General features: G+C 65.7%; 13 protein-coding genes and 1 pseudogene. 11 read left to right on the top strand and 3 right to left on the bottom strand.

Translation table 11 applies throughout. The features are described from left to right. On the bottom strand, positions 1-396 hold a 396-nt coding region (locus JO059_RS05875; protein WP_293315166.1), incomplete at its 3' end, for a PadR family transcriptional regulator. A gap of 389 nt (positions 397-785) precedes the next feature. Between JO059_RS05875 and JO059_RS05870 the strand changes: the two genes are divergently transcribed. The 9 genes from JO059_RS05870 (at position 786) to dnaB (ending at position 10,350) form a co-directional block, all read left to right on the top strand. Beyond that, positions 786-1,211, top strand: a complete 426-nt coding sequence (locus JO059_RS05870) for a DUF5318 family protein (RefSeq protein WP_293315165.1) — start codon at positions 786-788, stop codon at positions 1,209-1,211. A 179-nt stretch (positions 1,212-1,390) separates the two neighbouring features. Continuing rightward, a complete protein-coding gene (locus JO059_RS05865) occupies positions 1,391-3,850 on the top strand; it encodes a transglycosylase domain-containing protein (RefSeq protein WP_293315167.1) in 2,460 nt (819 codons plus the stop codon). Next, on the top strand, positions 3,847-5,496 hold the full coding sequence (locus JO059_RS05860) for a glycosyltransferase family 87 protein (protein ID WP_293315164.1): 1,650 nt from the start codon (positions 3,847-3,849) through the stop codon (positions 5,494-5,496). Before JO059_RS05865 ends, JO059_RS05860 begins: the two co-directional genes overlap by 4 nt. Next, positions 5,496-6,134: a DJ-1/PfpI family protein gene (locus JO059_RS05855; protein ID WP_293315163.1), complete on the top strand. Its 639-nt coding sequence runs from the start codon at positions 5,496-5,498 to the stop codon at positions 6,132-6,134. The genes JO059_RS05860 and JO059_RS05855 overlap by 1 nt, the downstream gene beginning before the upstream one ends. A gap of 119 nt (positions 6,135-6,253) precedes the next feature. Further along, a complete protein-coding gene (rpsF, locus tag JO059_RS05850; RefSeq protein WP_046182478.1) occupies positions 6,254-6,544 on the top strand; it encodes a 30S ribosomal protein S6 in 291 nt (96 codons plus the stop codon). Positions 6,545-6,673: 129 nt separating this feature from the next. Beyond that, positions 6,674-7,204, top strand: a complete 531-nt coding sequence (locus JO059_RS05845; RefSeq protein WP_293315162.1) for a single-stranded DNA-binding protein — start codon at positions 6,674-6,676, stop codon at positions 7,202-7,204. Positions 7,205-7,248: 44 nt separating this feature from the next. After that, entirely contained in the window at positions 7,249-7,503 is a 255-nt protein-coding gene (rpsR, locus tag JO059_RS05840; protein ID WP_293315161.1) for a 30S ribosomal protein S18, read from the top strand. Between the two features lie 43 nt (positions 7,504-7,546). Further along, positions 7,547-8,005, top strand: a complete 459-nt coding sequence (rplI, locus tag JO059_RS05835; RefSeq protein ID WP_293315160.1) for a 50S ribosomal protein L9 — start codon at positions 7,547-7,549, stop codon at positions 8,003-8,005. Positions 8,006-8,538: 533 nt separating this feature from the next. Further along, positions 8,539-10,350, top strand: coding sequence for a replicative DNA helicase (gene dnaB / locus JO059_RS05830; RefSeq protein WP_293315159.1), 1,812 nt, complete (start codon positions 8,539-8,541; stop codon positions 10,348-10,350). Positions 10,351-10,576: 226 nt separating this feature from the next. Here the strand turns inward: dnaB and JO059_RS05825 are convergent, their stop codons facing one another. Then, positions 10,577-11,194, bottom strand: a complete 618-nt coding sequence (locus JO059_RS05825) for a TetR/AcrR family transcriptional regulator (protein WP_293315158.1) — start codon at positions 11,192-11,194, stop codon at positions 10,577-10,579. An 87-nt stretch (positions 11,195-11,281) separates the two neighbouring features. Here JO059_RS05825 and JO059_RS05820 point away from each other — a divergent pair, with 87 nt between their 5' ends. Together JO059_RS05820 and JO059_RS22900 are read left to right on the top strand one after the other, a co-directional pair. Continuing rightward, positions 11,282-12,160, top strand: coding sequence for an alpha/beta hydrolase (locus tag JO059_RS05820; RefSeq protein WP_293315157.1), 879 nt, complete (start codon positions 11,282-11,284; stop codon positions 12,158-12,160). 130 nt (positions 12,161-12,290) lie between these two features. Then, positions 12,291-12,479: pseudogene (locus tag JO059_RS22900) on the top strand (MerR family transcriptional regulator); the annotation flags it as partial. A 270-nt stretch (positions 12,480-12,749) separates the two neighbouring features. On the opposite strand, the gene JO059_RS05815 reads toward JO059_RS22900, so the two are convergent. Continuing rightward, on the bottom strand, positions 12,750-13,657 hold a 908-nt coding region (locus JO059_RS05815), incomplete at its 5' end, for an alpha/beta hydrolase (protein ID WP_293315156.1).

Genomic DNA, 13,657 nt, shown 5'->3' with positions numbered 1-13,657 from the left:
TTCGCGCAGACCTTCCCGCCGTTCCTCGACCTGGCGGCGGCGCCCTTCCAGAATGCGCATCCGCGCCTCTGCCGGAGTCCGGTTGAAGAACGCCAGGTGTACCCCGAAGCCGTCATCGGTGTAATTGTGGGGACCGGTGTCGGCCACCAGCTCCCCGAAGCGCCGGCGGCCCTCGTCGGTCAGCTGGTAAACGCGCCGGGCCCGCCGGACCGGCGTGCCGGCCGGGGCGGCGTTCTCGGCAATCAACCCTTCGGCCTGCATGCGCCGCAGGGCCGGGTAGAGCGATCCATAGGAGAACGCCCGAAACGCACCGAGTAAACCGGTCAGCCGCTTACGCAGCTCGTAGCCATGCATCGGCGATTCGATCAGGAGACCGAGGATGGCGAGCTCCAGCATCGACCCACCCCCTTTGCATGGTCGGTTAGAACGGTCCGACGCCTCGCGTCATCGTATCGTTTCGATATATTCGCCACAACACAACCTGGTGTTGGTGCGCTATTTGTCACAGCGTCGGGCGGGCCACCCGGCCCGCGCGAGGCCGGATTGGCTGGCTCGACGGCATCCTCACCAGCGAAGACGATGACCCACCGCTGACGGCTCGTCGGCGCGGAACCACCGTTGTGCACTCGGACCGGGTGGTGGGCCCCGCGCAATTTCGGTACGCGGACGATCGTAGATCCCGGTCGTGAGGTCGGCACCTGATGTGATCGCCGGTCGCCGGAGTCTGGGCGGCAACAGCCTCGGTTGCGTGTCCACGGTGCGCTCGGCCACGTACTCTGGTCAGCGTGCGACTGCAGCGACAGGTGGTGGATTACGCCCTCCGGCGGCGTTCATTGCTCGCCGAGGTGTACTCCGGCCGCACCGGGGTGTCCGACGTCTGCGACGCCAACCCCTACCTGCTGCGCGCCGCGAAGTTTCATGGAAAACAGAGCCGTGTGATGTGCCCGATCTGCCGGAAGGAGCAACTCACCTTGGTGTCGTGGGTGTTCGGCGACCATCTGGGTGCGGTATCGGGCTCGGCTCGCACTGCCGAAGAGTTGGTGATGTTGGCGGCCCGTTTCGAGGAGTTCTCCGTCCACGTGGTCGAGGTGTGCCGTACCTGCAGCTGGAATCACCTGGTGAAGTCCTATGTGATGGGCGCCGCGCGCCCGGCACCGCCTCCCCGGGGCACCCGCACGGCGCGCGACGGTGCCCGGACGGCCACCGAATAACAGTGGACAACGAAGGACGCCACGATCGGTCGATCGGTGACGCGAAGGAACCCGCGACCGAGCGCGTGGGCCGGCACGCGAGCCCCGACCGCCCGGGCGGCCCCGACAGCCCGGTGCCGAACCGGCGAGCCGCGCCCGCGGGACCCGGTCGCCGCCACCCGGTTCCGCCCGACGACCGGATGACCACGATCCTCCCGCCGGTCGTCGACAACCGGTCATCCCGTGTTTCGGACCCCATCGAGGAAGTCAAGGCGGCTTTGGACAGTCCGCCGTCGACTCGCCTGCAGCCAGACCCTCTCGACGAGGTCAAGGCGGCACTGGACAGTCGTGCGGCACGCTCTCCGCGGGGCGGCGGATCGATCTACGGGTCCCCACCCCCGGATGGGCCTCCGCCGCCATCCGGGCGGCCCGGCGGCCCGGGGGGATCGGGCGGTGGAGTTCCCAGGCGCGGGATCGAGTGGCGGTGGGCCGACCACATCAACTGGTTGTGGGTGCGACGAGCGGCCTACCTCACCATGGCGGTGTTGGTGCTCCTGCCGATAGTCACCTTCACCATGGCGTACTTCATCGTCGACGTCCCGAAGCCGGGCAACATTCGGACCAACCAGGTCTCGACGATCCTGGCCGGCGATGGTTCACAGATCGCTAAAATCGTTCCGCCGGAAGGCAATCGGGTCGACGTCAACCTCAACCAGGTCCCCGTGCACGTCCGTCAGGCGGTAATCGCCGCAGAAGACCGCAATTTCTATACCAATCCCGGCTTTTCGTTCAGTGGCTTCGCGCGGGCGGTGAATAACGACCTGTTCGGCGGCGGCGATCTGCAGGGAGGGTCGACCATCACCCAGCAGTACGTCAAGAACGCGCTGGTCGGCTCGGCACAACACGGGTTAAGTGGACTGATGCGCAAGGCCAAGGAATTGGTCATCGCCACCAAGATGTCGGGGGAGTGGTCCAAAGACGATGTCCTGCAGGCGTATCTGAACATCATCTACTTCGGCCGTGGGGCGTACGGGATCTCGGCTGCCGCCAAGGCCTATTTCGACAAGCCGGTCGACCAGCTCACCGTCTCGGAGGGTGCGCTGCTGGCGGCGCTCATTCGGCGGCCGTCCTCGCTTGACCCGGCTGTCGATCCCAAGGGCGCCGTGGAGCGGTGGAACTGGGTCCTCGACGGGATGGTGCAAACCAAGGCCCTGTCGCCAAGTGATCGTGCGGCACAGGTATTCCCGGCAACCCTGCCACCCGATCAGGCCCGTGCGCAGAACCAGACCACGGGCCCCAACGGGTTGATCGAGCGGCAGGTGACCAAAGAGTTGATGGAGCTGTTCAATATCGACGAGCAGACGTTGAATACCCAGGGTTTGCAGATCACCACGACTATCGATCCGAAGGCACAGCAGGCTGCGGAGAAGGCGGTGTCGAAATATCTCGACGGGCAGAGTCCCGACATGCGGTCCGCGGTGGTTTCGATCGATCCACACAACGGAGCGGTGCGGGCCTATTACGGCGGGGCGGACGCCAACGGTTTCGACTTCGCGCAGGCCGGGCTGCAGACCGGCTCCTCGTTCAAGGTTTTCGCGCTCGTGGCTGCGCTGCAACAGGGCATCGGCTTGGGTTACCAGGTGGACAGCTCTCCGCTCACCGTCGACGGCATCAAAATCACCAACGTCGACGGCGAGAGCTGCGGCACCTGCAATATCGCAGAGGCGCTGAAGCTTTCGCTGAACACCGCCTACTACCGGTTGATGCTCAAGCTGAAGGGCGGACCACAGGCCGTCGCGGATGCCGCGCACCAAGCGGGTATCGCGACCAGCTTTCCGGGCGTTCCGCACACGCTGTCCGAGGATGGCAAGGGCGGGCCGCCCAACAACGGGATTGTGTTGGGCCAGTACCAAACTCGGCCGGTCGACATGGCGTCGGCGTACGCCACGCTGGCCGCGTCCGGAATCTACCACCGGCCGCATCTGGTGCAGAAGGTCGTCAACGCCGAAGGTCAGGTGCTTTTCGACGCCGGCAACACGGACAATAACGCCAATGGCGGCGAGAATCGCATCGACAAGGGCGTCGCGGACAACGTCACGGCCGCGATGGAGCCGATCGCCGGCTATTCGCGCGGCCACAATCTGGCAGGCGGGCGGCCGTCGGCGGCCAAGACGGGGACGGTTCAGCTCGGCGACACGTCGGCCAACAAGGACGCCTGGATGGTGGGATACACGCCGTCGTTGTCGACGGCCGTCTGGGTGGGCACGGTCCAGGACAACGTGCCGCTGGTAACGGCTTCCGGCGCAGAGGTTTACGGTTCCGGTCTACCGTCGGACATCTGGAAATCCACCATGGACGGTGCCCTGAAAGGCGCCTCCAATGAAAGCTTCCCGAAGCCGGCCTCGATCGGCGGCTACGCGGGTGTGCCCGCCGCGCCGCCGCCGCCGCCCAAGGCGCCGTCGGAGACCGTCATCCAGCCCACCATCGAGGTGGCGCCGGGCATCACCATCCCGGTCGGCCCGCCGACGACCATCCCTAACGCACCGGCGCCGGGCGGCAATCAGCCGGGCGGAATACAACCGGGCTACCCCCAGCCGGGCGGACCGCAGCTACCCGGCGTTCCGCCGGGCGGCCCGCAGGCTCCGTCGCCACCGCCGTGACGGGCGCCCGGCAGCGGAGCGCCACCATTTCGCCGCAGCCCCTGGCAGCCGATCTGCGGTGCGCCGGCAATCGCGATTGCCCGAGCCGCACGGATTTCCTGGGTGCGGCCCTGGCGGAGGTCGTGGGCGGACCGGTCGGGCGGCACGCGCTGATCGGCCGCACTCGGGTGATGACTCCGGTGCGGGTCATGTTCGTGATGGCGCTGGTGTTTTTGGCGCTCGGCTGGTCGACGAAGGCGGCCTGCCTCCAAAGCACCGGGGCGGGCACGGGCGATCAGCGCGTCGCCAATTGGGAAAATCAGCGCGCCTACTACGAGCTGTGTTATTCGGACACGGTGCCCCTCTACGGCGCGGAATTGTTGAGCCAGGGCAAGTTTCCGTACAAGTCGAGCTGGATCGAGACCGACGGGAGTGGCGCACCGCAGACCCGCTACGATGGCCGGCCCGCGGTGCGGTACATGGAGTATCCGGTGCTGACCGGGATCTATCAGTACGTGTCGATGGCGCTGGCCAAGACCTACACCGCGGTGAGCAAGGTGGCCCCGCTACCGGTGGTCGCCGAGGTGGTGATCTTCTTCGACGTTGCGGCATTCGGGCTGGCGTTGGCGTGGCTGGGGACGGTCTGGGCCACCGCGGGCCTGTCGGGCCGCCGCATATGGGACGCCGCCCTGGTGGCCGTGTCACCGCTGGTGATCTTCCAGATTTTCACCAATTTCGATTCTCTGGCAACGGCATTCGCGATGGGTGGGCTGCTCGCGTGGGCGCGACGCAGACCGGGATTGGCCGGTGTGCTGATCGGTTTGGGCGCCGCGGCCAAGCTGTATCCGCTGTTGTTTCTCGGCCCGATGTTGGTGTTGGGCATCAGGACTGGGCGCCTCCGTGCCGTGGGCCGCACCGCGGGAGCGGCCGCCGCCACCTGGTTGTTGGTGAATTTGCCTGTGCTGGTGCTCTTTCCGCGGGGCTGGTCGGAGTTTTTCCGGCTCAACACCCGCCGCGGAGACGACATGGACTCGTTGTACAACGTCGTGAAGACATTCACCGGCTGGCGCGGTTTCGATAGCCATCTGGGGTTCTGGCAGCCGCCCACGGTGCTCAACACGGTGGTGGCCGTATGTTTCGTACTGTGCTGTGCGGCAATCGGTTATGTGGCGCTCAGCGCTCCTCAGCGACCGCGGTTGGCGCAGTTGGCGTTTCTGGTGGTTGCGGCCTTTCTGCTGACCAACAAGGTGTGGAGCCCGCAGTTTTCGCTGTGGCTGGTGCCGCTGGCGGTGCTGGCCCTGCCGCACCGGCGAATACTGTTGGCGTGGATGACCATCGACGCGCTGGTCTGGATCCCGCGGATGTACTACCTGTACGGCAATCCGAACCGTGGACTTCCCGCGGAGTTCTTCACCACCATGGTCTTGCTCCGTGACGTCGCGGTCGCGGCGCTGTGCGCGTTGGTGATTCGGCAGATCTACCGGCCGAACGAGGACCTCGTGCGGTGGGAGGGACGGGTGGACGATCCGGCTGGCGGCCCCTTCGACCGCGCCCATGATGCCCCGCCCGGTTGGCTTCCGGAGCGGCTGCGCCCGTCCGGCGTGCGACGGCCGCCCGCGCCGCCGATTGCGACGGACGCCGAAGAAACCGTTGAAGCGCACGCGTGATGCTGGTCGCAATCCCGTTGTTTCCCCGCTTCACCGCGCTCGACGCTGTGGGGCCTTACGAAGTGCTGCAACGCATTCCCTCGTTCGACGTCGTGTTTCTAGGACACCGCCGCGGTGAGGTGCGCACGGAGAACGGGATGCTGGGTATCAGCTGCGACGCGGCCTTCCACGAGGTCGAGGCTCCGGATGTGGTGGTCATGCCCGGGGGCATCGGAACCCGTCAACTGCTTCACGACGAAGTGCTTCGCGGCTGGCTGCAATCGGTACACCCGCACACGACGTTCACCACGTCGGTATGTACCGGCTCGCTGCTGCTCGCCGCCGCGGGCCTGCTCGACGGACTCACCGCGGCGACGCACTTCGGGGCTGCGGACATCCTCAACGAACTCGGCGCGCGCTACCTCCCGGAGCGTGTCGTCGAGCATCTCCCGCGGCGGATCATTACCGCCGCAGGAGTGTCCAGCGGAATCGACATGGCCTTGCGGCTCGTCGAGCTGTTGGTCGATCGCGAGGCCGCGCAGGCCGCCCAACTGCTCATCGAATACGACCCGCACCCGCCGTTCGACTCCGGCTCGCTGGCCAAGGCCGATGCGGCGACCAAGGCCCGGGCCGCCGAATATCACCGAGCCCGCAAGTGACGCCGGATTTCTCGGCGAAGCCCGGCGTCCGGTAGCCTGGTGCGGTTGCCGACGCAGGCGACCCTCCTGCCGCGGACCGACCGTGGCCGCTTGAGACCAGAGGAGGTGGTGAGGTTTCCATGCGTCCATACGAAATTATGGTCATTCTCGACCCCACGCTCGACGAACGCACCGTTGCCCCGTCGTTGGAGACTTTCCTCAACGTCGTGCGCAAGGACGGCGGAACCGTCGAGAAGATCGACATCTGGGGCAAGCGCCGGTTGGCCTACGAGATCGCCAAGCATGCCGAAGGCATCTACGTCGTCGTCGACCTGAAGGCCGAGCCGGCGACGGTATCCGAGCTCGACCGCCAGCTCAGCCTCAACGAGTCCGTGCTGCGCACCAAGGTGATGCGCACCGACAAGCACTGACTGACGCGTGTCGGATCGGCTGCTTAAGCTTGTTCAATCTCGGCTTGAATCGGCGAGACATACCCATGACCATCCACCATCGCGCGGCGCGAACCAGGGCGAGAACCAGGACGGAACAAGGAGGACATTGTGGCTGGTGACACCACTATCACCGTTGTCGGAAACCTGACCGCCGACCCCGAACTGCGGTTCACTCCCTCCGGTGCCGCCGTGGCCAACTTCACCGTCGCGTCGACGCCCCGGATCTATGACCGGCAGACCGGGGAATGGAAGGACGGCGAGGCGCTGTTCCTGCGGTGCAACATCTGGCGTGAGGCCGCCGAGAACGTCGCGGAGAGCCTCACGCGAGGCGCCAGGGTGATCGTCACGGGGCGGCTCAAGCAGCGGTCCTTCGAGACCCGTGAAGGCGAGAAGCGCACCGTCGTCGAGGTCGAGGTCGACGAGATCGGGCCGTCGCTGCGCTACGCCACGGCCAAGGTCAACAAGGCCAGCCGCAGCGGCGGCGGGGGCGGTGGCTTCGGCGCGGGCGGCGGTTCCCGCTCGGCACCAGCGCCGGCACCGGCACCGGCGCAGGGCAGCGGCGGAGCGGCCGACGACCCGTGGGGGAGTGCTCCGGCGTCGGGGTCGTTCGGCGGCGGCGACGACGAACCACCGTTTTGACCGCGAAAACTGCAGACAAGTAAGAGACGGAAAGAAAGACTCACATGGCCAAGTCCAACAAGCGGCGCCCGGCTCCGGAAAAGCCGGTCAAGGCGCGGAAATGCGTCTTCTGCGCGAAGAAGGGGCAAGCGATCGACTACAAGGACACCACGTTGCTACGCACCTACATCAGTGAGCGGGGAAAAATCAGGGCGCGCCGCGTGACCGGCAACTGCGTGCAGCACCAACGCGACATCGCGCTCGCCGTGAAGAACGCCCGCGAGGTGGCACTGCTGCCCTTCACGTCCTCGGCGCGCTAGCCGACCCGTTCTCACAGGTAAAGCCAACCGAAAGTACCTAGAAATGAAGCTGATTCTGACGGCCGACGTCGACCACCTCGGCTCCGTCGGCGACACCGTCGAGGTCAAGGACGGGTACGGCCGCAACTTCCTGCTGCCACGCGGCCTGGCGATCGCCGCCACCCGCGGATCGCAGAAACAGGCCGACGAGATTCGCCGCGCCCGGGAAACCAAGACGGTGCGCAACCTCGAGCACGCCAACGAACTCAAGGCGGCGATCGAGTCGCTCGGCATGGTCTCGCTTCCGGTGAAGGCCGCGGCCGATTCGGGCAAGTTGTTCGGCTCCGTGACCGCCGGCGATGTCGTCGCGGCCATCAAGAAGGCCGGGGGGCCGAACCTCGACCGGCGGATCGTTCGGCTGCCCAAGACGCACATCAAGGCTGTCGGCGCGCACCGGGTCTCGGTGCACCTGCATCCCGAGATCGATGTCGAGGTTGCACTCGACGTCGTCGCGGATAGCTAACTCCTCAGCGTTTGCTTCCGACGCGCGGCCGTCCGTCGCCGCCCGCCATCGCACTGAGTCGCGCGATGACCGCGGCCGGCGGCTCCGTCGGCCAAGTCACCACCGGTCCATCTGGCGAACAATTTCGGTGGGGTCGCCACGGCGCCGGCTTAACCGCCTCGTAACGCGGCGAAAATCCGGCCGAAAACCAACACGCCCGGCGCAGTAACCTGGCCCGACACGCCGTAGGGATTCTTGTCCACACCAAACCCGGCGGGTTGTACTGCTTTTATCAGCAGTGATATCTCGGTGGCTCGATCTAATCCACAGGTTCTCCACAGCCCGCTCAACACAGGTGTCGACGGATATGCACACACGATGCACAGCGTTATGAACAACGGCCCTTTCATCGGCTTGCCAGCAACGTTTACCGTCTTCCCGGCGCCGTGCGATATGGGTGCTGTGGGTCCTGGGATGTCGGCGCCTTGACTTACGCTCTGAATATCGGCTATCGAATGTATGTTCGGCTACGCGTATCAGGGAGGTGAGGGTCCGTGGCGGTCGTGGACGATCTCGCGCCTGGGATGGATGCCTCGCCCGCGACAGAGGAGTTCGGTCGCCAGCCGCCACAGGACCTGGCCGCCGAGCAATCGGTGCTCGGCGGGATGCTGCTGAGCAAGGACGCCATCGCCGATGTGCTGGAGCGGCTGCGCCCCGGCGACTTCTACCGCCCGGCGCATCAGAACGTCTATGACGCCATCCTGGACCTCTACGGGCGGGGGGAACCGGCCGACGCGGTGACCGTAGCCGCGGAACTGGACCGCCGCGGCCTGCTGCGCCGCATCGGCGGCGCGCCGTATCTGCATACCTTGATCTCGACGGTGCCCACGGCCGCCAATGCCGGCTACTACGCGAGCATCGTCGCCGAGAAGGCGCTGCTGCGCCGGCTCGTGGAGGCCGGCACCAGGGTCGTGCAGTACGGCTACGCGGGCGCCGAAGGTGCCGACGTGGCCGAGGTGGTCGACCGCGCGCAGGCGGAGATCTACGACGTCGCCGAACGCCGCCTTTCCGAGGACTTCGTTCCGCTGGAGGACCTCCTGCAGCCGACGATGGACGAGATCGACGCCATCGCTTCCAGCGGCGGCCTCTCCCGTGGAGTGCCGACGGGTTTCACCGAGCTTGACGAGGTGACCAATGGGCTGCACCCCGGGCAGATGATCATCGTGGCGGCCCGCCCGGGCGTGGGGAAAGCGTTGGCACTGGATACCCAGCTCCCGACGCCAGCGGGCTGGACGACGATGGGCGACGTCGCGGTCGGCGACCAGTTGCTGGACGCCGACGGGCGGCCGACGCGGGTGCTGGCCGCTACCGATGTCTTGCTCGGGCATCCGTGCTACCGGATTGAATTCTCCGACGGCACGGTGATTGTCGCCGACGCCGCCCACCAATGGCCGACGACTCGGGGCATCCGGACGTCGGCTCAGTTGCGGAGCGGTTGGGACGCGATCGCCCCGGCTGGCTTGACCGGGCACCATGTCAGGAGCGCGGCGACCACGGCGCTGATGGCGCCGGTGCTACAGATCCAGGCGGTGCGCCGGGTCGACAGCGTGCCGGTGCGTTGCGTGCAGGTGGACAACGGCGGGCGACTGTATTTGGCCGGCCGCGGAATGGTGCCCACGCACAACTCCACGCTCGGGCTCGACTTCATGCGGTCTTGCTCGATCAAGCACCGCCTGGGAAGCGTCATCTTTTCGCTGGAGATGAGCAAGTCCGAGATCGTGATGCGTCTGCTCTCGGCGGAGGCGAAAATCAAGCTGTCCGATATGCGTTCGGGCCGCATGAGCGACGACGATTGGACACGGCTCGCGCGCCGGATGAGCGAAATCAGTGAGGCGCCACTGTATATCGACGACTCGCCCAACCTGACCATGATGGAGATCCGCGCCAAGGCGCGCCGGCTCCGGCAGAAGGCGGACCTGAGACTCATCGTGGTCGACTACATGCAGTTGATGACGTCGGGCAAGAAGTACGAGTCGCGTCAGGTGGAAGTGTCCGAATTCTCCCGCCATCTCAAGCTTTTGGCAAAGGAGCTCGAGGTGCCGGTGGTCGCGATCAGCCAGCTCAACCGCGGTCCCGAGCAGCGCACCGACAAGAAGCCGATGCTGGCCGACCTTCGCGAGTCGGGAAGTTTGGAACAGGACGCCGACGTTGTGATCCTGCTGCACCGGCCCGACGCGTTCGATCGCGACGATCCGCGCGGGGGAGAGGCGGATTTCATTCTCGCCAAACATCGCAACGGCCCGACCAAGACCGTCACTGTGGCACACCAGCTGCACTTGTCGCGATTCGCCAACATGGCGAGGTGAGCGGGGTTCCGGCCGGTTCAAAAATTCGGTGTCATCGTCTCAATTTCAATTCATCGGGATGTCATTAATGACATGAAAGTGAGAACAGCTGGACCTCCGCAGCGCGGTCTCGATTCTCAATATTGTTACTGTGCCAGCGCGTAACGACGGGAGCCGGTTAGCTATCGGTATGTGTGATAGTGAAATCTCCTACGGTACAGCGACCTTGGTGAATTTGCATCGTGGGTTACTGGGGGCTCGACCTTACCGCCTCTAGCAGGTGCTGTATTGCCTTGTGGAGATCGCGGCGCAGGTTTTTTCTTTTCCTTGGGGGCGCTTCGGCGAGGGCTACGCCAGCGTGCGTGATCATGCCGGTCATGACTTGTGCCATGGCGTCGACGGGGATGTCGCGGCGGTAGATTCCTGCCTGGATGGCACTGTCGAGCAAACGTCGGATGTTGCCGTAGGTGTATTCGTCTTCGCATTCGCGCCACCGCGTCCAGCCCAGGGCGATCGGGCCTTCGAGATAGATCAGTCGGCCGATGACCGGATCGGCACACGCATCGAGCGTGGCGTCGAGCGCGGCCAGAACACCACCCCAGAGATCATCGGGATGTTTCGCGACGGCGTCGAAGACATTGCGCTGCGCCGTCTCGTCGCAGCGGTTGAGCACCGCCTCAAATAGCGCGCGTTTGTCCGGAAAGTGGTGATAGACAGCGCCTTTGGTGACGCGCGCCGCCTCGGCGATATCGGTGATCGAGGTTGCCGTGAAGCCACGCTCGGCGAAGGCCGCCTCGGCCGCGTCCAACACCGCTTGCCGGGTCTGCGCCGCGTATTGCTCACGGCGACTCTTGACAGCGTCCACAGCCAAGAGAATAGTCGGCCAGTAGGGCACATACCCGCAGTATCTGACAATCCTAGAGTATTTAACAAAGGGGAGGGGTCATTGCGCATGGACATCGCCGCCCTAGAAACTCATCGCCAGCACGCCACGACAGCATCAGCTCCAGTGAGCTACCTCGATGTCGGTGCTGGCCGCCCAGCGGTATTCGTCCACGGCATCATCACAAACAGCCTGCTGTGGCGCCACGTCATTTCGGCGGTGGCCTCACCGCAGCGACGCTGCATCGCGGTTGACTTGCCCGGACATGGGCAGACACCGCCGGCTGCCGTCGACGCTGATGTGTCATTGACGGGCCTCGCGCAGCGCGTCCTCGAGTTGTGCGACCATCTGGACCTCGATCGGATTGATCTCGTCGCTAACGACACCGGCGGCGCGGTCGCCCAGATAGCCGCAGTGCGCCTGGGCGACCGACTCGCAACGCTGACCTTGACGAACTGCGATACCGAGGGCAACGCGCCACCGTGGCAAGTGAAACCCTTTGCCCTGGCAGCACGCCTGCGCCTCCTCGAAGTCATGGCCCCGCGCGCGCTCAGAAATCCGCGTCGAGCGCGAGCGGCGTATGCGACGGGCTATCAGCATCTTCGGCGGCTTCCGCCTGAAGTCCTCGACGGCTACTGGCGTCCTGTCTTCGGAACACGCCAGACGGCTCGAGCATTCGCGCGCCTGCTGGCATCCATCAACTCCGCTGACCTGACCGCGGTCAGATCCGGGCTAGCCCAACTGAGTGCGCCCACCCTCATCGTGTGGGGCACCGGCGACATGTTCTTCAACATCAAATGGGCGCACCGACTGGCCGAGCTCATTCCCGGCTCCCAACTCGCGACAATTCCCGACGCGCGCCTCTTCTTCCCGGAAGAGCGGGCATCAGAGTTCATCCCGCTGCTTCAACAACACTGGCAGGCTCTAGAAAACAGCAAACAACCCTGACCACCGTTGTCTGTGTCGACGACCAGGCCACCCCTTCTATCAGTCAGCCCTGGCTGCTGCCGGGCCGGGTTCCATCGTGTGAGACGCCGGTAGTTGACCGTGACGTTAAGTCACATTTCACCATGGATGTATGAGGGTCAAGGAACTCGCGGATCTGGCCGGGACGACTGTTCGCGCCGTGCGCCACTACCACCATGTCGGGTTGCTGCCCGTGCCGCCGTTGCGGGGGGCAACGCGCGACTATGGGCTTGACCATCTCGCGCGGGTCCTGCGTATGCGCTGGCTGACCGGGTCGGGGATGTCGTTGGGTGCGATCGTCGAGACGCTGGCGGCTGTGGGCGACGCGCGCAGGGATTGGCAGCACCTGCGGGATGAGTTGGCTGACGGGCTGCAGCAGACGGGGCATGTGTCCAGTGAGCGGGTGGCCGCGGCATTTCGCGCGGTGCCGCGGGCGCCTATTCTGTTTGCATTCTGGCACATGGGATTTGAGCCGGATCGGCGCTTCGCCGGCGCCGCCAGCGGCCGAAAGCGGCGGCCGGACCCGCCAGACTCACGTCGGGCGAGGCAAGCGTCGACAGCGATTCGGGCTCTAGCTGCAGGTCGCGCCGCTGGGCGGTGCGTCGCCGGCGATCAGGTAGGTCGTGGCGTAGTCGTCGATGCAGTGGTCGCCCTGGAAGACGATGGTGTGCTGGGTTCCATCGAAGGTCAGCAATGATCCGTGCAGCTGAGTGGCCAGATCCACCCCGGCCTGGTAGGGCGTCGCCGGGTCGTGGGTGGTCGACACCACCAGGGTGGGCGCCAGGCCGGGCGCGGAGACGGTGTGCGGTTTGCTAGTGGGTGGCACGGGCCAGAACGCGCAGGTGTCCAGCGGGGCGTCGCCGGTGAAGTGCCCGTAGCTTTCGAACGGGGCTATTTCGCGGGAGCGGCGGTCTTCGTCAATGACCGTGGCGCGGTTTGTGATCGGCGGCTGGTCCACGCAGCTGATCGCCCATTGGGCGTCGGTGGAGTTGGTGTAGTGGCCGCTCGGGTCGCGCTGCCAGTAGGTGTCGGCCAGGGAGAGCAGGGTGTCGCCGCGGTGGTCGGTTAGTTCGGTGAGGCCGTCGGTCAGGTGCTGCCAGAGGCCGGGGGAGTAGAGCGCCATGGTGGTGCCCGTGATGGCGTCGGGGTAGCTCAGGCCGCGGGGGTCCTCGGTGGGTGCCGGTCGGCCGATCATTTCGTTGTTCGGGTCGACCAGCGGGTCGACCAGCTGGTGATAGACGTCGACGGCTTTGGCCGGGTCAGTGCCCAGCGGGCAGGTCGGATTCTTCGCGCAGTCGGCGGCGAACTGGTTGAAGGCGTCCTGAAATCCCTTGTCTTGGGTAAGATCTGCCTCCACGGGATCGGCGTTGGGGTTCACGGCGCCGTCGAGGATCATCGCCCGCACCTTCGTCGGGTAGGCCTCGGCGTAGGCGGCGCCGATGCGGGTGCCGTAGGAGTAGCCGAGGTAGGTCAGCTTGT

This window comes from Mycobacterium sp., assembly GCF_019247615.1.
GTDB lineage: Bacteria > Actinomycetota > Actinomycetes > Mycobacteriales > Mycobacteriaceae > Mycobacterium.
The sequence above is the reverse complement of the archived record's forward strand: the minus strand, read 5'-3'. Positions and strand labels throughout refer to the sequence as shown.